We start from the raw sequence: 22654 nt of genomic DNA, 5'->3' as shown, positions 1-22654 counted from the left end.
TTCACTTGTTGACTCTTACTAGCGGGTCCGTCAGGACCATGACATTGAGGCCTTTAATAGTGTTGCACTCCCTCCTGCTCTGCGCTTTGTTGTTGGTATCGGCAACAGTCTTGGCGGTGCCGCCGGCCGCTGTCGACGAACGCTTCCGGGATTGCCTTGTCAGCCTCAAAGACGACACCCTGATATTGCGGAACAGTCGCCTCGAGCGACATTTTCGCTGGAATGACGGTCATCTGGTGTCGATTCTTTTGCGCGACCGCCAGCGCCGGCGCAGTTGGCCGCTGGCGGGCACTGCACCGGACTTTGATCCGGGCCTGCCGGCGCTGGACTGGCGCAGCCGGCTTGAGGTCGAACAGGTAGCGGCCTCATCGCTGCAACCGGCGCATCTGCGCGTGGTGGTCACGAGTGTGGCGACGGGCCTGCAGGTGCGGCGGGTCTGCCAGGTGTTTCCCGACACCCCGGCCATCGGTTGCCATCTGGAACTGCGCGGGGCGGCCGATCAGTGGGCGGCACCAGCCGCCGCCGCGCCGCCGCGGGCTCCTATCGAGATGGCTCCTATCGAGACACCCACCACCACTGCTATCGAGACACCCACCACTGCTATCGAGACACCCATCGCTGCTATCGAGACACCCACCACCGCTGCTATCGAGACACCCATCGCAGCTAACAAGACATCCATCACTGCTATCGAGACACCCATCGCAGCTATCAAGACACCCATAACAGCTATCGAGACACCCACTGCAGCTATCAAGACAGCAATCAAGACACCCATAACAGCAGTCGCCGCCGTCGAGCCGGTGCTGGAGCGTCTACAACTACAGGGACCGCACTGGCAGGCCCGGATCGTCAGCTTTACCGCGGCCACGGATCACAACGATAACCTGGTTCAACACCGGCACCTGCTCCCTTACCGGCAACCGCAACAAACCGGCGGCAACCTGCTGGCACTGCGCGATCTGAGCGGTGCAGGCCAGGTTTGGGTGCTGAAACAATCCCCTGCCGGCGCCGATCAGCTCGCCTATCCAGGTTACGATTTTGCGTTGCAGGCCGGTGATATCCGCGTGGCCGGCACCGGTCTCGACCCGGCGCTGTTGACGCCGTCGGCGTGGCTGCCGACTTACGGCGCGGTGGTGGGGGTGGCCGATGACGATGAGCTGTCGCTGTTGCAGGCATTGCGCACCTACCAGGACCGGCGGCGCCGCTACCGGGCGCAACGCGATAGCATGGTCGTTATGAATACCTGGGGCGACCGCAATCGCGATGCGCGCCTGGGCGAGGCTTTTGCCCTGGCGGAACTGGAGGCGGGTGCGGCGCTTGGCGTCTCGGTATTGCAGCTGGACGACGGCTGGCAGGCGGGGTTATCGAAAAACTCCGCCGATCGCAGCGGCAGCCTGTGGGAGGACTGGCGCACCGAGAGCTGGCGACCGCACCCGCAGCGCTTTCCCCGCGGCCTGGGCCCGGTTGTGAGCGCGGCCCGGGCACACAATATGGAACTCGGCCTGTGGTTTAATCCGAGCGCTGCCAACAGCTTCGCCAAATGGCGCCGCGACGCCGATATCCTGCTCGGTCTCTACCGCGAGCACGGCATTCGGGTGTTCAAGATCGACGGTATCGAAGTGCCCGATAAAACCGCCGACACCAACCTAAGGCATTTGCTGCAGCGGGTCAGTGAGGCGAGTGGGGGCGATATTGTGGTCAACCTGGATGTGACTGCCGGGCGCCGGCCCGGTTATCATTACCTCACCCGCTACGGCAATTTGTTTTTGCAAAACCGCTACACCGACTGGGCCAACTACTACCCCTACCGCACCCTGCGCAACCTCTGGCAACTGGCCCGCTATGTGCCGCCGCAACAACTGCAAATCGAGTTTCTCAATATCTACCGCAATGCCGACAAATATGGCGAGGAAGACCCGTTTGCACCGGCCCGGGTCGGCTTTGAATACGCCTTTGCAGTCACCATGATGGCGCAACCGCTGGCGTTTTTCGAAGCCACCGGGTTGCCGCCGGTGGCCCGCCGCTACGGCACCACCATCAAGCGCTATCGCCAGCTGCAGGCCGGTATTCACAGCGGCCAGATTTTCCCGCTGGGTCGCGAACCCAATGGCCGCCAGTGGACCGGCTTTCAATCTATTGTTGATGACCGCAGCGGCTACCTGTTGGTTTTGCGGGAGCGCCACCGCCGTTCCCAACAGCCGTTGGTCACCTGGCTGCCACCCGGTGCGCAGGTGCGGTTTGAACGCCTGCTGGGTCGCGGCATGTCTTTCGAGGGGCGTGTCGATGCTGAAGGACGGGTCAATTTTCAGTTACCCGATAAGCACAGCTACGTGCTCTACCGCTACCGGCTGGCGCAGGTGCTGAATCCCGATTCCGGTTAGGCTGCCGGTTCTAAGCGGCTTGTCTGGCAATCTGGCGAAAGGTGTTGACCAGTTGCTCCGTCTCCTGAGCGCCGGTAATCATGGTGCTACCGTTGACGATAAAGGCAGGCACCGAGTGGATGCCAAGGTCCTGATAACGCCGCTGTTCGCGGCGCACTTCAGCGGCGTAGGCATCGGTGCTGAGAATGGCGTCCACGCGGTCGGTGTCGAGACCCAACCCGCCGGCTACCCGTTGCAGCACACTCGCCGCCGACGGGTTGTGGCCGGCGCTGAAGTATTCCCGAAACAGCGCCAGCTCGAATTCTGTCTGCCGGCCCATCTCCCGGGCCCAGTGTAAAACCCGGTGGGCGTCGAAGGTGTTGTAAATGCGACGTTCGTCGTTGAGGGTGAACTGAAAACCCACTGCGTGGCCGAGCTGGACAATATGGCGGCGTGCTTCCAGCATCATCTCCGGTGGCCGGCCATATTTGCGACTCAGGTGCTCGGTGACATTTTCACCGGCGGGCGGCATCTGCGGGTTCAGTTCGAATGGGCGCCAGGTCACCTCGAACTGCAGCTCATCGAGAAGCTGGCGCTGGGCCTGCTGAAGTCTGAGATAACCGATAATGCACCAGGGACAGACAATATCGGATACCAGATCGATTTTTAACGGCTTTGTGGTCGGGGACATGGCGAAGCTCCTTACAAAGACTTACTACGCACTACCCGGTCGTTTGGATGAGAGTTCTGCGGCCGGGGTCAGTTAAAGTTTCACCATCAGCTTGCCGCGGTTTTCACCGCTAAACAGCAGGTTGATCCCATCAATGGCGCTTTCCAGGCCCTCCAGCACATGAGTGCGATACTTGATCTGCCCGGCCATCAGGTAGGCGCCGACCTTCTGTGACAGCTCGCCCCAGCGGTGGCGCTCGTCGGGCATGGTAAAGCCCTCCACACGCAAACGTCTTTTCAGCAGTAAGATCCAACTGGGGCCCGGCATCGCGGTGGTGCGGTTGTAGTCGGCGATCATACCGCAGATGGCGACCCGGCCGTGGGGGTTCATATGGTTGATGGCGACGTGCTGGATCGGGCCGCCGGTGTTTTCAAAAAACACATCGATGCCGTCGGGAGCCGCCTGGGTCAGGGCCGTGTCCAGGTCGGCGGTTTTGTAGTTGATAACCGCATCGAAGCCCAACTCATCTGTCAGCCACTTGCACTTTTCGTCGCTGCCGGCCACGCCGATTACCCGCAAACCCTCGGCTTTGGCGATCTGGCCGACAATGGACCCCACTGAACCGGCGGCACCGGTAACCAGGACCGTTTCACCGGCTTTTGGCCGTGCCACTTCCATCAAGCCGTGATACGCCGTGATACCCGGCAGTGAGAGCACTGCCAGAATGGCTTCCGGATCTATTTCCGGCGGCACCGGGTTGAGACCGGCGCCGCTGGTGGCCAGATACTCAGTCCAGCCGATCAGACCGGCCACCCGGGTGCCCACGGGAAACTTTTCGTTTTGCGACTCCACCACTTCGCCGACGCCGTTGGAACGCATAACATCGCCCAGTTCAACCGGCGGTATATAGCTGTTGCGATCCTCGTTCATCCATCCCCGCATAGCCGGGTCCAACGACATATGGGTTTGCCGGACCAGGATCTGGCCTTCGCCCAGGGTCGGGGTCTCCATTTCCATGACCTCGAATACGTCCGGGGTAATGGTGGTCTGGGGTCGCTTTATCAGTTTGATGGCTTTGTAAGTCATAGAGCAGCTCCGGTTGCGAATATTGACTCAGGGGTGTGTCAGGGGAACAGGCGCCTGCGGCCGGACCGCGGGGTTGAGCGGGCTGCCATGCCTTAGTCGTCCCCCGTTCGATAGCATGATGAAACGTCGCGGCGGAAAATACCAGCGTTGGTTACAGGGTGAGTGTCAGTAGCACGCCAGCTGTTGATTGATTGGTTTTTATATAAAAAGTACATTATGAGTTGTGATCCGGATAGGCACTTTCTATCCGAAGTGAGAACAGCTAAGAACCCGGACCTCGAGCGGCAGACGGTCCTTATCCCTATTTGTGATGAGGCGACAGGTATCCTGACACAGGAGGTCATCGCCCGATCGCGCCTCCGGATTGCGGCCTGAACTTCACAATCAGGTAGGGTGGTTTGGTGGCCGATTCACCGCCATTGAGAACTGCGCTGCGGTGTAGTTGGTTGACCACGGCGTAGAGAAAACCACTATCACCGAAGCTGAACGCATCAACCCAAGACAGCCGGGGGTCTGAGATCAGCACTCTGTATTTACGGTCGGAGCCGATGACGCCGATTGCATTGTTTGCAAGATCACCGAGATACACATTGCCAGCGTTGTCGATGGAAATGCCATCGCAGATCGGCTTGTCCGACCACCGTTCGGCCTTGACTGCCAGATCATCATGGGCAAGCTCGGCATTGCGCAGGCCAGCCGTACGAATCCGATACATACTGCGTCCGTGCATAGGCCCGTAATACAACCATTCACCGCCCTTATCTATCGCGATGGGATTGATGCCGGTTCGAGGGCGAATTTCAGAGCCATCGTCCGCGAGGATTCGCACCGGACTACCGTCAATGACCAGCTCGATATCTTCGGGAATTACGCTTTTGTGGCCTTGTAGTACCCGGCGAGCAACACTTCGGACTGTATCGACCACGATTATTGCCGCATCCGCCCCACTGGCCGGATCGGCGATATAGACGGTATTGCGTACGGGGTCGACAGCCAGGTCGTTAAGGAATGATTGGTCGGTCGTGACTTCGGTTAAGTCAATATCGACAACCAGACGTTCCTCCGAAGCATCCCAGCCCACTAAACGGCGGGTAGTGCCACCGCGCATCGCATTATCTAGCAACCAGACTACGCCCTCAGCATCCGCCTGTAGTCCGAGCACTGAGTTGACGTTTGCGGCAGTGGCGAATGGTATAAGCTGGCCGTTGTCATCGATACTGGCGATCCGCAGGTCATGGCCGTAGAATTGATGCAGGCTGACGACGATTTTCCCGGCCGGCGTTACCGTGATGTTGCCTGGACCCTTGTCTAGTTGGGCAACAACTTCGAGTGTGGTTGCGACATCCTTACCGGATTCCCACTGAGTGTATGTGTGACTACAAGCACATACCATCATGACTGCGAGCATGCATAAAAAGACACTAGGCTGTTTCATTTCCTACTCCTTCTGTTTCAACCATTAGGCTTTTTGCCAAGAAAAACTAAAAAAAATCGTCCTGAGTGACCAGGAGGCAAGGATTACCACGCGCTTTAATAGCCGGTGAGTGTCAGGTCTTTAATTGAGAGTTTGTAAGCGTAATAACGGGACACTGCCCCCAGAACTGAGCACCTGGTAGGGTAGTATTAGGGAAAGCGTAACAAGTCCTTTTCTGTCGTCTTGGCAACTGTTATTGATAACCTCTTTGTTATCTGCGCACACATCACGTTCTGGTTCAAACCCGATCGCTTATCTTTTCGCAAACTCTCAATTAAAGACCTGACCCTCTTTTCGTTCCCGTCTTTTCCAGATTATCGTATCAGACGGCACGATTGCGCTATCGGCGCTCTCAGGTTTATTCCGGGCTGACGATCCCTGGTCCGAACAACGGTGCTGGAAAGCCGCAAGAGTGTCGTAGATATTTACACAATATCTACTCTTTAATTCTAACCTGTTGTTTAAAAAAGAAATTTTATTTGGTGTAAATCTTGCAGAGCGAAGGCTTTTCCGCACTTTTATTGGCGGGATACCAGATTTAAGACTGTAATAATAAACGATATGACCCAGCGTGGAAGCCCTCAATGTATATTTCTCATGACCAGTGGATGAAAGGTACCAAACTTGGTTTGACCAAACCCCGCAGTGCCAAATTGAAAGCCGTTGACAACGCGCTGCAGCAATACGATTTGCTGCGCAGCCAAAAACAGGTGAGATACCTGCGGACTTGTTTCAATACCTGGAAGCTCTCCAAGGGAGTGGACTGGGAGCAGAGTGCGCGCAACGGTAAGAACCTGGTTTCCGACCTGGAGAAGATGTTGAATATGAGTGATGCGCAACTGGCGCCCATAGACATCATTCGCAAGGAACAACAACAATTGCTGCAAAACATGTTTCGCCAGAAACAGCTCAAAAGCCGTGGGCTGGGGGGGATGGGAAAAAAGAAGAAGGCAGAGGTAGCCTTTACGCTAAAAAAGATTAAAGACGGGGCTGGCGCAGCGCAGCAGGCGGTGAAGGGCTCGCCGTCTGATGCCGGCAGTACCCGCGACAATGTGATGAGCCTGGTGTCTGAACTGTTCAACAATGCAGGACCGATCGGTGAGCTTCAACAGGAGATCGCGGCAGAGTTGGGACAGGGTTTTTTAGCAGATATGATCGCGGAGATGGTCCCCTACGCGGGCGTGATGAGATCCGGATACAATGTATTTGACAATTGGAAAAAAACGGCAAAAAGCGCCTACGCCAAGCACCGCGTCAACAAGGTGAAGGATGTGGCCGCGGCGGGCGACCCGCGGCGGGCGGTGGATGCGATCATCCGCGTACTCGAGCGAGAGAAGAATGAATACCTGATCAAGGCATCGCGCTCCACGGTCACGTTTACAGCGAAAGTCGCTGTACACGCTACCGGTGCCGGCGGCCTGGGTGATCCTATTATCGGTGGTGTATCGGCTATGGCCAATCTGGTTCATCTCATTTATCTGATTGGACGTGATTACGAGGAAAAGAAAGAAATTAACCAGGTACTTGCCAGTGGCGTCGCTCTGGATTACAGGGTGTTTGATGTCTGTCCTATTCTGGGTTGCTATTACATTGTCTGTTCGAATACATCGGATGTGATCGACTACATTATCGACGATATCGGCGCGGCCGCGTGGATGGATGACGTTGAACTACTGGCAAAAAGAATGCATATCGTTGACAAGGCGGCCCGCCACTTGATCGATAGACACCGCTACTATTTTGACAATATGCCTATGCTTAAAATGTCTTCGGATATGCTGAAGCAACGCGGTATCAAGGTGTCAAAAGCGGATAAGCTGTCATTCTATCTGAAACAAAAACGCGCCGGTATTCCTGTGTAGATTCCGGGTGATGCCACTCAATGGCACGTCCGTTGACCCGGGTATCGAAAAATACTACAGTACGACCGGCACTCAAGCATTACCTGGTGGCTTGTCCTTCAGGGCTTTGGGGTAACCCCAAGGCGGTGGTTTGTCGGCTTAACGTTGCAAGTATGGTATTGCACCTTCAGTGCAAAGCTATACTTGCGTGGGGCAGGGTTGAGTGCCATTCTCCGCCGCACTGATTATCCCGGGCGACTCCATGATACAAACCTTTACCCGAGAGCTGGCTCAGTGCCTGTACCACAGTGAATGGCATTTCACCACCTTGCTGGCGGCCTGTATCCAGCGGATTGACAATCTGCCGGATGATATCGACGGGTTTATCAGCCAGCTACTGAACGTTTACAACGAGAAACCGGCATTGGAGCTGCTGGCCGGCTTCCTCGAGCAGAGCCGGTGGGTGCGTTCATGGTTTGTCGTGCCGGCGCGGGCCCCCCGTTTTAGAATATATAACCTCGAGCCTGTCAGCGGCACCACCCGGGCCGAGTTGCCGCCACTCGACAGCCCCGCCGGGTTGTCGTTATGGTTGGGTCTGTCACCCGGGCACCTGGATTGGATCGCCGGTTTGAAAAGGGTCGATGCCAGCCGGCCCCGGCGGCTGGACAACTACCATTACTCGCTCCTGCGAAAGCGGCATACCGGCAGCCGCCTGATCGAATCCCCCAAGACGATACTCAAGGCAGTACAGCGCCGGATCCTCAACCGTATCCTGTGCCATGCGCCGGTGCACCGGGCAGCCATGGGCTTTCGCAAAGGCTGCAGCAGTCTAGACCACGCCCGGCTTCATTGCCGCAAGCGCTATGTCTTCTGTTTTGATCTGGAAAATTATTTTCAATCCATACAATGGCTGCCCGTCTGGCGGGTGTTTCGCACTCTGGGATACCCCAAGAAGACGGCTAACTATTTGAGCGCGCTCTGCACCCACGCCTGTCCCCCGGGCGCTCTGGCCCGGTTCGGCCTCGGCGACCACTACAACCGCCTGCTGAGAGAACGGCATCTACCCCAGGGAGCCCCCACCTCGCCGGCACTGTCCAATGCGATAATGCTGGGTCTCGATCGGCGCTTATCCGGTTTGGCCAGGCGGCTTGAGCTGGATTACTCCCGCTATGCCGATGACCTGGTGTTGTCGGGAAACGGCAAACGCAATTGGGACTTCCTTGCACCATTGGTAGGCAGCATTTGCCTGGACGAGGGTTTTTCACTCAATCATCGCAAAACCCGCCGGCTGACCCGGAGCCAGTCACAAAAAGTGGTGGGTGTGGTCGTCAATGAGAAAATCAATATAGACAGGCGCTACTATGACGACCTGAAGGCGACCCTGTTCAACTGTGTGCGTTTTGGTCCCGACAGCCAAAACAGAGGTCAACACAAGGACTTTTGCGCGCATTTACTGGGGAAAATACACTACGTCGCCTCCGTCAATACCAGCAAAGGTCAAAAGCTTTTACAGCTTTTTGACCGCATAGCGTTTTGACTACTTTTTGCAAACATCATAGTTTAAGAGATGCCGATGTGCGTAAAAATCCAGGACAAAGCTTCACAACTAAAAACGTTACTCTGACCCGAATGGTGTTACGCGTATCGGGTTCGCAGCGCCAGCCCCGCATCCCCACGGAGTGTGTTTTCCGTGATTGGTGCCGTCGCAAAGACACCGAGACCGACGCACAGGTATTCGTAGAGTGCCGTAGTCGTATGGCCGTTTTCCGAACCTGGCTGCTCACCGCGTGTATTGTGAAGAGCGTGCACCAGTTCATGGCCAAGACCGATGTACGGCGGGCGGGCGACGCCGCCGGCCGTCAGATTGGAGGCGTTCCATTTCACCCTCGCATGGCCACCTGGACCCGCGACGGCACCGTCGCGCAGTACCGTTCCGAGCACGACCTTGGCGTCATCCACGGCACCCGCCGCCACCCCGGCTGGAAACACCGTGGTGCCATTAGCCCAGTTCTGTAGGGTCGCGGCCGAGATCCATCCCACACCGTGTACGGCCGACGAGGGAGTGGCACTCGGCGGCCCCACCAGCTTATACACGGGTGAGTTGTCTATCTGTCCTTGCAGCCAAGTGAATGGTGCAGGGTTCCCAGCTGCTGGTGGATGACCGAGGGCCGTCAGCGCCGGCCCGATAAGAGCACCCACGTTGTTGGGATTGCCGATCAATGCGGCAGCCAGCGTGGTCTGGTAATTGTCCGGCCTCCCCCCAAAGATCGCACACTCGTTGCCTCCGCTGACCGTCGCGGCTGCACATTTAACCTCGGTCCAGCGTGCCGGACGTGCCGCCGCCTGCGCCTGCAGAGCCGCCAATAGAGCGTGCCCCGACGGCAGAGCATCCAACTGACTTAGGGCCAGCACGGCATCGACCTGATGCGACGGCACGTTCGGCTGCTTACACACATTGATGCCTGGCGTCTGTGCCGTACTTAGAGCAAAGGCAGGATTGACCGACACGTAGATAAAATTTGGGAAGCTATTGTATAACGCCCGGAGTGGGCCGTCGTATTTGATCTTTTTGGCCGCAGGAACATTGCCGATCGCCCGGATCAGTGCGAGCAAGTTGGCCCCGTTGGCCAGCGCGCCGTATGCATCGACAGCATTCACCACCGGAAGCATTGAACTCTGTGTGTGGAAACACGATGGTCCGCGGAGGTAAATCCGGCGGTTGGCGGCTGTCAGGTGAGTGACGAACTGCTGACGAGTTAGCATTGTGAGCTCCTTTTGGGCTTTGGTCTAACATTCTCTGCATCGGCCTTAGGGTCGAGTGGTGAAGCAACTGGACTCAGTGTGGTTACTTGATTACCGTCGTACTTTGACGCATCGTTTTCCTTGTTACTGCTCATTGGTTTATCTCCTTACTGACTGGTTCCCATCCGGAAACTGCATAATTCCTCTAAACCTTCATTCCCGCCTTCGCGGGAATGCGCTTTAGCCACAGTACTTTGAAGTAATACCGAATCGATATAAAAAAGGTTGCAGTTGATTTACAGGTAACTCTACCCCGGAGAGGACAGAAGCGCGGGAATACAGAGACTTTTGCCTGTTTACGCAGCAAACCCCCAGGGCCCCTAACGGACAATCTATGGTGAAAAAACGAAGGTCGCGTGCTCCCAGGCCAAGAGCATTTGCAAACCTTATTCAATATGAGTGGAAAAACGCCTCGGTTGACCCGCCGGACCGGAAAAATACATGACCGCTTTGTAAGAAAACGGCTTGGATGTCGAAGATGTGGGTCTGACCGAAACTTACAAATTAAGTGAGGAAAGCCACGCTAGTGGTTTACCAATTCTTTAGTGATCAACGCTCCGTCAAAGCCAGCTTCAGGGCCAGTCCCGCAAACACGGTGCCGGCGATGCGATTCAATACTTTTTCAGCGTGTTCCGATTGTTTGAACCAACGGCCGAGCCTGCCCGCCAGCAGGCTGATACAGCCGAATACCAGCAGTGCCGATGCGATGAATAAGAGACCCAGGACGATCAATTGCCCGCTCAGGGAGCCGGCACCGGGATCGGCAAACTGCGGCAGGAAGGCCAGAAAAAATATCGAGACCTTGGGGTTGGTGATATTCATAATGATACCGCGCCGGTAGAGACTTCGGCCTGTCAGGTGCGGCTTATCGCCGTTGCCGCCGGCGTTTTTTCCAGCTCGAAAAGCCTGCCACGACAAATACAGCAAATAGGCAGCGCCCATCAGTTTCAGCAGCGTAAAAGCAAACGCCGAGGTCTGAAAGATCACCGCCACCCCAAAGGCCACTGCCGTGGTATGGACCAACAGGCCGGTGCACAGACCCAGGGTAACCAGCAGGCCGGCGGCGGCGCCCTGCAGCATCGACTGGGTGAGGACAAATATATTATCCGGCCCCGGGGCGAGCGCCAGCAGGACCGATGCGGTGATAAAAATAAACGCAGTGTTCGGGTCAATCATAGCTGTGTGTATCGGTTGTCCGGACTACGGTTTTCACTCCTTGCTCAGGTGCGCCAGCGTATGGGCATGTTGCTCCCAGTTGGCGCCGTCGAACTGAGTTCTCGCAATCGACGATGGCACACTGTCCAGGCAGCGCAGGTTGACATCGATACCGTCGGGGTTGGAGCGCGGTGTATAAAACGGTTTGACACCGCAAACTTTACAGAATGTGTGTTTCGCCACTCCGGTGTTGAACGTATAAGTCGTCAGCGCCTCGGCTCCGCTCAGCAAAGTGAATTTGGATTTGGGTAAGATTAGATGCACGAACCCGGTTTTCTTGCAGATCGAACAATTGCAGTCCTGTACATCGATCTGATCGGGGGCTTCAACCTCGAAAGTCACCGCTCCGCAGTGACATGCGCCTTTATAGATCATCGCCGAACTCGCTTTGAGTTAGTGCACCCGCACCCGCAGAGTGCTGGTCGTTGGCTGCCCCGCTCGACCGGATAAAATTCGCAATATCGTTCAACACCGGGTGACTGTCTCGCAGCGGTTTCGATAGCGCCGCCAGAATACCGGCGTGATCGATATCGGGATACAGCCGGGTTTCGACGCTGCCGTGCAGGCGGTTTATCTTGGCGGCGAGATTGACGAGATTTTTTTGCTTGACCATCGTATCGTCGAGACCGTGCAGTAACAGCATGGGCGGCTCGCCGCCGTCGACAAAATTGATCGGTTGTGACGCCGGGTAGTTTGCCGGCGGACCAAACAACGTCTGCTGATAAGCTTCGTTGAGCGGCAAAAAGTCATAGGGCCCCGCCAGGCCGATAGCTCCGCGCACCTGCTTGCGCACCGCCGGAGCCAGGTAGTTTTCATCGAGCGCCAGCATCGCCGCCAGATGAGCGCCGGCGGAGTGCCCCATCAGATAAATGCGGTCCGGGTCGCCGCCATAGTCGTCGACATTCGCCGCGACCCAGGCTGTTGCGGCAGCAGCATCATCCATAATTTGGCGAAACTTCACCTGAGGGTGACGGCGGTAGTCGGCCAGTACGGCCGTAAAGCCGCTGGCGGTCAGTGCCTCGCCGACAAAGCGGTAGTATCCCTTGGTGACCGTATCACAGCCGCCCCAACAACCACCGTAAAAAAACACTACTGTCGGACGCGGTGCGGAAGCTGCCTCGGGGGTGTAGATATCGAGGCGATTGAGCGGGTCCGGGCCGTAGGCAATATCGGTGACCCGGGTGTAGTTGCCAAACCACGCCAGGGTGTTCACTACGGCCAGGCTTATTTGGGTGCAGCCCCCGAGCGCCAGCAGACAGGATCCCAGCAGCGCGGCGCGGATATATCGGCCCAGTCTTAAAAACGGGGAACCCAAAAACAGGCGTTTCGGGCCCAGAGATTTCGAATGCAGTGGCTGGAAACGTGGAGTGTGGCGCATATGCATAATTCGTAACAGTCTTTGCCAACCGGCGGCACCGGCAAAGCCGTTATAATAGGTCATCTTTGCAAATCGTAGCTACCAATGACGACAGAAATACGCGCCGATGTGTTACTGGTGACCCGGGGCCTGGCGGCCTCTCGCACCCAGGCCCAGCGTTTGATTGGCCGCCAGCGGGTACAGTTCCTGGCCGGCGGGCGCTGGCAGTCGCTGGCCAAACCCAGCCTCAAGCTGGCGGCTGACACCCAGTTCACCGTAGCGGCGGATGCGGCTGAACGCTATGTGTCGCGTGGTGGCCTGAAACTGGCTGCTGCGCTGCAGAGGATGGATTTGGCGGTAACAGATGCTGTGGCGCTGGATGTGGGCCAGTCCACCGGCGGTTTTACCGACTGCCTGTTGCAGGCGGGCGCCGCGCGGGTGGTGGGAGTGGATGTCGGGCGCGGGCAATTGGCGCCGGCCCTGCGTGACCACCCGCAGGTGGTGTGCTTGGAGGGTGTCAATGCCCGCCAACTGCCCGCGGCGCAATTGTTGGGTTATACCGGCGGTGGGGGTTTTGATATCGCCGTGATGGATATAGCGTTTATCTCTCAGACCCTGGTACTGACGGGGCTGGCGCCGCTGATCGGGGCCGGTGGCCACTTTGTCAGTCTGGTAAAACCGCAGTTCGAAGTGGGCCGGGCCGGTGTCGGCAAAGGTGGTTTGGTGCGTGATCCTGCGCTTTACAAGCAGGTGGAAGCGAAAATCCGACGCAGTGTCGAGGCCTGCGGACTTGTGATAGCGGATTATTTTGACAGTCCCATCACAGGGGGTGACGGCAACCGCGAGTTTTTACTGGTGGCGCGTAAGCCGGGACGTTGATGGTATCGACTTACTATAGAATCGAAGTGCTGCTCAATAGCCAAAGTCGATTGTTTCCGCTGTTTAACCGAGGTGCCCATGTACAAACTGTTGGTGATAGTTGTGTCCTGTATACCGGTGACTGTTTGTTTTGCAGTAATGCCTCCGACGCCGAATCCGGAAGCTGCCGATAACATCAAATTATTGCCGGATGCTATTGAGAGTGAGACAGCCATGGATGCCGCCCTGCGCAGACTGGTGCTGCTGGCCAAGCAAGACCTGGCCCACCGCCTGAAAATGGATGCGGCGGCGATTGAGTTAGTGGAGGCCCGCCATATCACCTGGCGCGATTCGAGTCTGGGTTGCCCCAAGCCTAACGCCCAGTATATGAAGGTGCCGAGCAAAGGCGCGCGCATTACCCTGAAGGCGGGAGAGCGAACTTATCGCTATCACAGCGGTGAGAATCGGCCGTTGTTTTACTGTGATGCGATTGCTCCGCTCGGGTCTCTGTCTTTTCGTGACGGCAGCATTTGAGAACAGTCGGAGACCGACTTCCGACTGGTGCTGCCGGTATAGCTGCCAACAACAACGCTTTTGAAACCCGCCCGGCAACTGTTTATGGCTGCCGCACGTACTGGGGCGAGTGAAAAATTGTGCCTAGAGCGCCGGGCGCCGCAGCAGGTCGTCAATACTTTGATGGTGATTGAAATCGACCCGTTCGATATCGGCTCTGTAGGTAAGCGGCGATTGTCCGCCGGACGACTCATTGTAATCGGCGACCAGGTTGGCGAAACGCCGCAGTGATATATCGGCGCTGACCTGATCGGCATGGCTCAGGAACACTGCAAATTCGTTCTCCGCCAGTTGGCCGACCACATCGGAAGCGCGAAAGTTGCCGCCCAGAAGCTGCGCAAAAGCCGCCGCGGTTTTGCGATCCTCCAAATTCAGGTAAATCATCGATGCCTGGTCTTTATGCCGCTTACAAAGGCCGAACGCGTGCTGTGACAACAGTATAAAACCGCGGCGGTTGGACAGTGCGGCGCTTGCGCTGGGAGTTTTCATGGTGTTGGCGATGGATTCCTGGTTCAACAAAGCGGGCCGTTCGTTATTCTATCGGAAACCCTGCCCGGTTAGCCAGGCCCAGTATTTTTTGTTATGTGCGTGCTCCGGTAACCGAACCGGTTTTAGAATGGATGGAGGCACAAGAATCCGGGTTAGTGTTTTTTATCACTTAAGAGGTGTAAAAAAAATCGGCGCCTTATTGACGTTGTTTTGTATAACGCAGCCGTTGCATTGTGGTGTCAAAAACTTGTCGACTGTTTGATACCGGCGTCTTCCGGCTTACTCAAGCGTGCTTCTGTAGTCCAGGTACAACCTGTAAGTTTTTGTTATTTCAAACAAGCTGTGATTGTTATTCTCTCGTCCGTAATTTTTTAGCCAATGTATTTTCCTTTAGCGTTTTTTAGACAGCTTTGCCGCAACGATCTCGTCTGAATATTCTCTGCTGAATAAAGTTGTTTGAATGTCTGTTGTAGTGGTCATGGCGCCGGTAACCATCACCTACCGGTGCCATGACCACTGCGGGCGCTAGGGACAGCTGCCCAGAGTAAAGTACCCCGCCGGCGCCTCCGCCAACGTCTTGCTGTCGAAAAAGCTGTACAGACCCAGGTAGTCGCCGGAGCCCTTGGCACAATAGCTCACCAGTGCGCATAACTGCGCGCGGCCTGCCAACACGTGGCCTGCGGTGCTGGCGGTATATTCGGTGCAGTTGCCCGGGTCCCCGCCCCCGCCGTTATCCTGGACCGGGCCAATACAGCCGGCGTTGTCGCTCCAGCGATTATCCGTACCTAAAAACAAGGTAAAGGGTTCGCTGCCGTAAGTGAGGTAGCAGGTGGCATAAGCGGTGAAGTCCAGGCGACCGGCATCGATATGCGCTGTCAGGGTGGCGCTGATGCCCGCGTCCGCCAGCGTGAAAGGTATGGGCGCGGAGGTGGTCGAGTTGCCGCCGCTATCGATTGCCGTGATCGTGACGCTGTGGGTGCCGGCGCCGAGTTCGCAGTTAGCCAGCGTAAAGCTGCCGTCGGCCGTTGTCGTGACGGCAATGCCGGCGCCGCCGTCGAAGCTGGCGCTGATACTGTCCAGGTTGTCATCGGGGTCGATTGCCTTGCCGCTGACGGTGACGCAGGCACCCTCGGTGAGTGCGGCCAACTCGCTCAGCACCGGCGCGCTGTCGGGTGGCGCCGGACCCAATCGGACAGTCGCTGTCTGACTGGCTGTCGCCCCCTGATCGTCTTCGACCACAACGGTGACGCTGTAGTTACCGTCGGCCAGCGCCTGGCTGTTACCGCTGAAAAAGCCGGCGCCGTCTACCGCCAGGTCGAAGCTGTCGACCTCGGTTCCAAGCGCTGTGGACTCGATGGATATATAGATATTCACCACGGTGCCGTCGGCGTCTGTAGCGAGGCCGGTTACCAGTATGGTGCCGCTGTCTTCCTGTAGTTGCAGACTGCTGAGCGCGGGTGGGAGATTGGTCTGCGCGCGCCGGTTGTTGGCGAACAAAAACCCGGTCAACACCTGCGGATAGTTGACGCTGGCGTGGTCGATATAGTTGCTGCTGCCGGCGGAACCCTGGCCCGCGGGCCAGGCGTGGCCCATGCCTGCCACCGCAATCAGGGACACCCGGGTGCCGCTGCCGTCGCTCCAGGTGGTTTCTGTTCCGCCGCCGGGGATGGCGTCGCTGCCGGCATCGGCGCCGGCGCCGTACAGGGAGGCGAAAATAGAGGCGTTGAGATCGTTGTAACCGGTGGCCACCAGTGTGTCGGCCGTGCCGTAGATAACCGAGGCCACCTGGGTCGCCAATTCTGTCTGCACCGTGCCGGCGAAATTCAGGCAGAGGTTTTCAGCGGCGCCGGCGGTGGTCGCGACACTGCCGATCTGAAACGCGCTGGTGCCGATGGCCGGGCCGGCGTTGATGCCCACTCCGGCAAATACATCCGCCGCCAGGCAGGCCAGCACCGCCGTCTGGGTGGCGCCGGAGGAGAGGCCGCTGAGATAGACCTGGTCGGCGTCGATATTCAGTGCCGGCCGCGCTGCCAGTGTCAGGGCCAGTTGAATCAGGTTGTCGTTGTATTTATTGTTGCGGCTTTGCTGGTTGCCGTAATAGTCCCAGCAGCCGGCGATAACGCCGCCGCCGGGGGCGTCGGGGATGGCCACCACCATGCCGTACTGATCGGCGCTGGCCTGCCAGTTGGCGCCGGATTTAAGATCGGCGGCGGACTGGGCGCAGCCATGCAGATTGATCATCAGGGCCCGCCGGTCGTTGAGTGCCGGTGCCGTGGTGGGGGTATAGAGGTTTACGCTCATACCGGCGATGGACTCCTGGGTCCAGTTGCCGGCCTGGGTGAACGACGAAAATATCGCGGTAATAGTCAGGATGATTTGGCGTAAATTCATGGCCTGGGCTCTCTCAGTTTTTGTTGTCGGAGTTGCCGGCAAGCGTAATACAGATGGAGAGTTGTCGCGTGACCGCAGACTGCTACCTTAGTCGCGTTTACGACTAAGGTAGCATGGCCGACGAAGGTCGTATCGCGGGAATTGCCTTTGATGGCATCTGGCACCACTTATGGTAGGACTACTCGCGGCGGCACCATGCTAAGGGGACGTAACTTTAGTTGCGTCCCCTTAGCATGGTGCCACTCCCCTTTCTTAAGGCACCAGTTCGTTTTACTGCGGTTTCTCTATTGTCTGTTCAGCGGGTTTTTGAGTGGGTGATGATGTCCTTTGCTGTATTGTGCCGCCGGGTGAGGTGCTGTTTTTGGGGTGGCGTGGTTCCCCTCGAAGGGGTCGTGCCGCCGGAAGCGGCGCCAGTTGGCGTTGGCGTGGATCCCTTCGAGGGGGACGCAACTAAAGTTACGTCCCCGCACCTCGCCAATAGCACCGCCCCTGTCGCTTTGGTTACCATGGGGATTTCCCGTCAACAGCACCGGAGTCGCCGTCATGAGTGAAGTCAACGCCATTCACCACCTCAACTTCCTGGTGCGTGACCTGAACCAATCCATGGGGCAGATGCAGGCTGTACTAAACCGCGAACCGGTGCTCGAATCCCTGCCCCAGCGCCAGGTAAAAACAGCGCGCTTCGACCTCAACGGCACCTGGCTGGTGCTGGTGCAGCCGCTGACGGCGGACTCTGCCGTAGGCCGCATTCTCGCCGACCGGGGCGAGGGCTTGTTTCTGCTTTCCTTTGGCGTCGACTCCCTGGAAGCCAGTCTCGCCAACCTCCAACAACGGGGCCTGCAGGCCGATGGCGAGCCCCGCCAAGGCCTGGATAACTGGCGGGTCTGTGACCTGGCGGTGGGAAGCGGTCTCGGTCCGGTCTTGCAGCTTTGCCAGACTTGATCTCTAATTTCAAATGTAAATTTCAATTTGAAATAATTTTTTTCAGACTGAAACTGAAGGCGAGCCTGTTCTCCGTTGAGCTGAAATCCATAGCGTCTTGTTTTTTAACGATTTTATGGGGATTCACGCGCCGCCCCCGGCGCTGGCACGTGCTTTGCCTTTCTGTCAGGAACAAGCGTGAACGCCGGGCGATCACGGATAAGTCACACAGAATCAATCAATAGTGCCGCAGGGCGGTGTGGGGAAGCTGATGAATAAACCGTTGACAGGAGTCCGGGTGCTGGATTTAACACATATGTTGTCAGGCCCCTACGGCGCCATGATCCTGGCCGATCTGGGTGCCGAAACCATCAAGGTCGAGCCGCTGCAGGGTGAGGGAACCCGCAAGCTGCTCGCCAGGGACCCAAAGAACTCCCTCGACGGCATGGGCGCCTATTACCTGACCCTCAACCGCAACAAAAAAAGCGTGGCCATTGACTTGAAGAGCGACAAGGGACTGGCGGTGTTTTACGACCTGGTAAAAACCGCCGATATCGTGATCAGCAACTTCGGCCCGGGTGTCGCCGAAAGGCTGAAGATCGATTTCGATCACTTGCAAACAGTCAATCCCCGCATCATCACCTGCGCCATTTCCGGCTTCGGCTCCTCGGGTCCGAAGCACAAACGCCCGGCCTTCGACCAGGTGGCCCAGGCTACCGGCGGCGGCATGTCCATCACCGGGGCCGATCCCCAACACCCGGTGCGGGCCGGCATTCCCATCGGCGATCTCGGCGGCGGTATGTTCGGTGTGATGGGGGTGCTGGCGGCGCTGTGGGAGCGGGAGCGCAGCGGCTGCGGCCAGCACGTGGATATCTCCATGCTCGACTGCCAGATATCGCTGTTGAATTATATGGCGACCATGTACTTCCTCTCCGGTGAAAACCCCTACCCGATCGGCAATTCCCACTTCGTGCACGTACCCTACAACACCTTTACCACCGCCGACGGTTTTATCGTGATTGCCGTGATCACCGACAACTTCTGGCAGAACCTGAAACAGGTGGTGGATTGCGCGGCTTTCGACGATGCCAAATACGACACCCAGCCGGGGCGCTGGGAGGACCGTGATTTTATCAACGCCACCCTGAATGAAATATTGAGCGGCAACACCAGCGCCTACTGGCTCGAGCAGTTGGAGGCCATGCGTATTCCCTGCGCACCGGTCAATAATTTTGAGCAGGCATTGTCCGACGAACAGGTGCGCTATCGCAATATGGTCGTCGATTTAAAACACCCCGACGGCGCCACCACCCGGGGTCCGGGCAATCCCATCAAATTATCGCGCAGCAGTGAGGAAAGCTTTTCCGCCGCACCGACGCTGGGACAGCACACTGATGAAGTGTTGACGCAGTATCTCGATTACGAACCGCAAACCGTCACGCAACTGAAAGCAGCGGGAGTCATAAAATGAATGCCGCCAAACGCGAACAGATAGTCGTTACCGACGTGGGGCCCCGCGACGGGCTGCAGAGCCAGGAAAAAATTCTGACGCCCGAGCAACGCCTGGCGCTGATCGACGCACTGTTGCTGGCCGGGGTACGGCACCTGGAAGTCGGCAGTTTCGTATCGCCGAAAGCCGTGCCCGCCATGGCCAATACCGACGCGGTGGTGGCGGGGTTGCCGCCGCAGGCCGCCCACTACACCGCCCTGGTGCCCAACTTCAAGGGTTATGAGCTGGCGCGGGCGGCGGGCCTGCGCAGTGTCACCATGGTGGTCTACGCCAGCGATGCCATGAGCCAGGTCAATGTCGGCAAAGACTGGCTGACCATCGAGGCCGTCACCGAGGAGATGTTGCAGCAGGCGGCCGGTGACGGCATCGAAGTGATCGTTACCGTAGCGGTGGCTTTTGGCTGTCCTTTCGCCGGGAACACGGAACCGGCGGTAGTGGAGCGCATTGTCGAAAAATTCCTGGCCCGCGGCGCGGCGCAGTTGGTGCTGGCCGATACCATAGGCGCGGCTAATCCGGCCCAGGTAAACACCCTGGCCCGGGCGCTGGTAAGCGCCCAGGGTGCGGCGCAACTGGGCTGTCACTTCCACGACACCCGGGCGCTGGGGTTGGCTAATGTCTATGCCGCCGTCGAGGCGGGTGTTCGCCGTTTTGACGCCGCTATCGGCCGCCTCGGCGGTTGCCCGTTTGCACCCGGTGCGGCGGGCAATGTGGCCACCGAGGACGTGGTGATGCTACTGGAGCAGTTGGGTTTCGACACGGGTATCGATATGGCCGGTCTGCTGCAGGCGGCGCAGCTTGCCAATACCTTGACGGGCGCCGCGCCCGGCGGCCGTGCCAGCGCCTGGTTGCAAAAATCGGTAGACAAAACCGCGCAAACCGCCTCGCAACGGCAATCACAACAACCATTACAAAAAGACGCCGGCGATCGTATGCCGGCCTGAACCTGTAGACCTGAGCCTTTGCACTTGAGTCTGTGAAAGAGGCACGTGAAAACGACGGTAATAAAAATTAACGTTTACGCAACCGGGAGCGATTTATGAGTTATCGATTGGGTGTCGATGTGGGGGGTACCTTTACCGACCTGCTATTGATGAACGAGGACACCGGCGCAACCTTCACCGCCAAGGTGCCCTCGACGCCGAGCGATGCGTCGGTGGGTGTCCTGAACGGGGTGGCGGCCATCTGTGCGGAGTCCGGTGTCGCCCCGCAAACCATCCAGCGGGTCATGCACGGTACCACCGTGGCGACCAACGCGGTGTTGACCGGCAAGGGTGCCAAGGTCGCCCTGGTGACCACCAAAGGCTATCGCCAGGTGTTGCAGGTGGCGCGTTCCTTTTGTCCGGGCGGGCTCGGCGGCTGGGTCAGTTATGTGAAAGCGCCGCTGCTGGCGCCGCTGGAACTGACGATCGAAGCTGACGAGCGCATCGATGCCGAAGGTGCGGTGGTCACCGAACTGGATGAGGCGGCGCTGAAAGAGAGCCTGGCGGCGCTGCGGGCCAAAGGCGGTATCGAAGCGCTGACCATCAGTTTTGTAAATGCCTATCTCAACGGCGAGCACGAGCGGCGCGCCCAGGCAGTGGCGGAACAGGTGTTTACCGATATTCCCATTTCCATCTCCTCGGCGGTAGTGCCGGAGATGCAGGAGTACGAGCGTACCGAGACCACCGTGGTGAACTCCTATGTGCGCCCGGAAGTGGCCAAGTACGTCACCCATCTGCAACAGGCGCTGGAGCAGCAGCTCGGTGATGACGTGCAACTTTCCATCCTGCGCTCCGACGGCGGTCTGGCCTCGGCGCGCGCCGCCGCCGAAAGTCCGGTCAATATGCTGCTGTCCGGGCCCGCCGGCGGTGTGGCCGGGGCCATCTACTTTTGCCAGCGCGCCGGTTTTCGCAATATTCTGACGTTTGATATGGGTGGTACCTCCACCGATGTCGCACTGATACAAAACGCCCGCGCCAGAACCCGGCGCGAAACCCGTGTCGGCGACGTGACGGTGCGGGCGCCCTCGGTGGATGTGCGCACGGTCGGCGCCGGCGGTGGCTCCATCGCCTTTGTGCCGGAACTGACCCGGGCACTGCGGGTGGGACCGGAATCGGCGGGCGCGGAGCCCGGTCCGGCGGCCTATATGAAAGGCGGCAAGCTGCCGACAGTGTGCGATGCCAATGTGGTCCTCGGTTACCTGCCCGCCGATGTGCAGCTCGGCGGCAAAATGGCGATCAGTCGCGAAGCGGCGACGGCGGCGGTGCAAACCGTCGCCGACGCCATGGATATCGATCTGATGGCCGCCGCCGAGGGCATTATCAAAATTGTCAACGAATCCATGTTCGGCGCACTGCGACTGGTGTCGGTGGAACAGGGTTTCGACCCGCGGGACTTCGCCCTGGTGGGCTTTGGCGGCGCCGGTCCTCTGCACGCCAATGCGCTGGGCCTGTTGAGCGGGGCCTGGCCGGTGATTATCCCGCCGGGGCCGGGCGTGCTTTGCGCCTACGGCGACGCCAATACCCGGGTGCAGGATGAAGCCTCCCAGACGTTTGTGAAAATGACCGCGGCGTTGAGCGCCGAGCAATTGTCCGCCGCCCTGGCGGAACTGAAAGACCGGGCCGCCGCAGCGTTGATTGCCGACGGTATCGCCGAGAGCGAGCTAGACGTTTTGTACCAGGCGGACCTGCGTTACGCCGGCCAGGCATTCCAGATTACGGTGGACTTCACCGACACGGAACTGCAACAACAAGGCATCGCCCTGTTGACCGAAGCGTTCGACAAAGAACACGAGCAACTCTTTACCTTTGCGCTCGAAGAGGGTCATGAAATCGTGATGCTGCGGGCCATCGCCCAGGTGCACGCCAAGCAGATCGACACCAGTGCCCCCGGCAGCACCGCGGCCACGCTGGACGATGCGGTTATTCACCAAAGCCGTTATTACTACGGCGGGGAATATCACGATGCCACCATCTACGACCGCGGTCTGCTGCGCGAAGGCTGGCTGGTGACGGGTCCCGCCATTGTCAACGAAATGGACTCCACCACCGTTATCCTGCCCGGCCATACGGCGCGGGTGGATGCCATCGGCAACTTACTGATCAATCCAGCAGACTAGTCCGGGA

The 22654-nt window shown here is 58.2% G+C and carries 18 protein-coding genes; 9 read left to right on the top strand and 9 right to left on the bottom strand.

Translation table 11 applies throughout. The annotated features are described in order from the left end of the window. Positions 1-59: 59 nt before the first annotated feature. Positions 60-2384, top strand: coding sequence for an alpha-galactosidase (locus FKG94_RS08155; protein ID WP_179957547.1), 2325 nt, complete (start codon positions 60-62; stop codon positions 2382-2384). Between the two features lie 10 nt (positions 2385-2394). Here the strand turns inward: FKG94_RS08155 and FKG94_RS08150 are convergent, their stop codons facing one another. The 3 genes from FKG94_RS08150 to FKG94_RS08140 all read right to left on the bottom strand — a co-directional run bounded on the left by FKG94_RS08150 (position 2395) and on the right by FKG94_RS08140 (position 5554). Next, on the bottom strand, positions 2395-3054 hold the full coding sequence (locus tag FKG94_RS08150; RefSeq protein WP_142903703.1) for a DsbA family oxidoreductase: 660 nt from the start codon (positions 3052-3054) through the stop codon (positions 2395-2397). 72 nt (positions 3055-3126) lie between these two features. Beyond that, a complete protein-coding gene (locus FKG94_RS08145) occupies positions 3127-4119 on the bottom strand; it encodes an NADP-dependent oxidoreductase (protein WP_142903702.1) in 993 nt (330 codons plus the stop codon). A gap of 340 nt (positions 4120-4459) precedes the next feature. Further along, positions 4460-5554, bottom strand: coding sequence for an L-dopachrome tautomerase-related protein (locus FKG94_RS08140; RefSeq protein WP_218943472.1), 1095 nt, complete (start codon positions 5552-5554; stop codon positions 4460-4462). 623 nt (positions 5555-6177) lie between these two features. Here FKG94_RS08140 and FKG94_RS08135 point away from each other — a divergent pair. Next, on the top strand, positions 6178-7455 hold the full coding sequence (locus tag FKG94_RS08135; protein WP_142903701.1) for a hypothetical protein: 1278 nt from the start codon (positions 6178-6180) through the stop codon (positions 7453-7455). Positions 7456-7696: 241 nt separating this feature from the next. Then, positions 7697-8971: a reverse transcriptase family protein gene (locus tag FKG94_RS08130; RefSeq protein WP_142903700.1), complete on the top strand. Its 1275-nt coding sequence runs from the start codon at positions 7697-7699 to the stop codon at positions 8969-8971. A gap of 98 nt (positions 8972-9069) precedes the next feature. Here the strand turns inward: FKG94_RS08130 and FKG94_RS08125 are convergent, their stop codons facing one another. The 4 genes from FKG94_RS08125 to FKG94_RS08110 form a co-directional block, all read right to left on the bottom strand. Further along, positions 9070-10197 carry a M91 family zinc metallopeptidase gene (locus tag FKG94_RS08125; protein ID WP_142903699.1) on the bottom strand — a complete coding sequence of 376 codons (1128 nt, stop codon included), beginning with the start codon at positions 10195-10197 and terminating at the stop codon, positions 9070-9072. Between the two features lie 588 nt (positions 10198-10785). Beyond that, positions 10786-11412 carry a LysE family translocator gene (locus tag FKG94_RS08120; RefSeq protein ID WP_142903698.1) on the bottom strand — a complete coding sequence of 209 codons (627 nt, stop codon included), beginning with the start codon at positions 11410-11412 and terminating at the stop codon, positions 10786-10788. A 33-nt stretch (positions 11413-11445) separates the two neighbouring features. Next, positions 11446-11826: a GFA family protein gene (locus tag FKG94_RS08115; RefSeq protein WP_142903697.1), complete on the bottom strand. Its 381-nt coding sequence runs from the start codon at positions 11824-11826 to the stop codon at positions 11446-11448. After that, a complete protein-coding gene (locus FKG94_RS08110; protein WP_142903696.1) occupies positions 11816-12892 on the bottom strand; it encodes an alpha/beta hydrolase in 1077 nt (358 codons plus the stop codon). The genes FKG94_RS08115 and FKG94_RS08110 overlap by 11 nt, the downstream gene beginning before the upstream one ends. A gap of 21 nt (positions 12893-12913) precedes the next feature. On the opposite strand from FKG94_RS08110, the gene FKG94_RS08105 reads away from it, so the two are divergent. After that, entirely contained in the window at positions 12914-13687 is a 774-nt protein-coding gene (locus FKG94_RS08105; RefSeq protein ID WP_142903695.1) for a TlyA family RNA methyltransferase, read from the top strand. Positions 13688-13825: 138 nt separating this feature from the next. Next, positions 13826-14200 (top strand): hypothetical protein, encoded by a 375-nt coding sequence (locus FKG94_RS08100; protein ID WP_142903694.1) that lies wholly within the window; start codon positions 13826-13828, stop codon positions 14198-14200. 123 nt (positions 14201-14323) lie between these two features. On the opposite strand, the gene FKG94_RS08095 is transcribed toward FKG94_RS08100, so the two are convergent. After that, the gene (locus FKG94_RS08095) at positions 14324-14728 is read right to left on the bottom strand and encodes a GGDEF domain-containing protein (RefSeq protein WP_142903693.1); all 405 of its coding nucleotides are present in this window, start codon (positions 14726-14728) and stop codon (positions 14324-14326) included. Positions 14729-15253: 525 nt separating this feature from the next. After that, a complete protein-coding gene (locus FKG94_RS08090; RefSeq protein ID WP_142903692.1) occupies positions 15254-17119 on the bottom strand; it encodes an extracellular catalytic domain type 1 short-chain-length polyhydroxyalkanoate depolymerase in 1866 nt (621 codons plus the stop codon). A 543-nt stretch (positions 17120-17662) separates the two neighbouring features. On the opposite strand from FKG94_RS08090, the gene FKG94_RS08085 reads away from it, so the two are divergent. From FKG94_RS08085 to FKG94_RS08070, 4 genes are all read left to right on the top strand, one after another. Further along, on the top strand, positions 17663-18061 hold the full coding sequence (locus FKG94_RS08085; RefSeq protein WP_142903691.1) for a VOC family protein: 399 nt from the start codon (positions 17663-17665) through the stop codon (positions 18059-18061). A 250-nt stretch (positions 18062-18311) separates the two neighbouring features. Further along, positions 18312-19511 carry a CaiB/BaiF CoA transferase family protein gene (locus FKG94_RS08080; RefSeq protein WP_142903690.1) on the top strand — a complete coding sequence of 400 codons (1200 nt, stop codon included), beginning with the start codon at positions 18312-18314 and terminating at the stop codon, positions 19509-19511. Further along, entirely contained in the window at positions 19508-20491 is a 984-nt protein-coding gene (locus FKG94_RS08075; protein ID WP_142903689.1) for a hydroxymethylglutaryl-CoA lyase, read from the top strand. Before FKG94_RS08080 ends, FKG94_RS08075 begins: the two co-directional genes overlap by 4 nt. A gap of 95 nt (positions 20492-20586) precedes the next feature. Then, entirely contained in the window at positions 20587-22647 is a 2061-nt protein-coding gene (locus tag FKG94_RS08070) for a hydantoinase/oxoprolinase family protein (RefSeq protein WP_142903688.1), read from the top strand. Positions 22648-22654: the final 7 nt, after the last annotated feature.

Source organism: Exilibacterium tricleocarpae, assembly GCF_007004655.1.
In the GTDB taxonomy this organism is placed as follows: Bacteria; Pseudomonadota; Gammaproteobacteria; order Pseudomonadales; family Cellvibrionaceae; genus Exilibacterium; species Exilibacterium tricleocarpae.
This window is presented reverse-complemented; position numbering and strand designations above follow the sequence as displayed.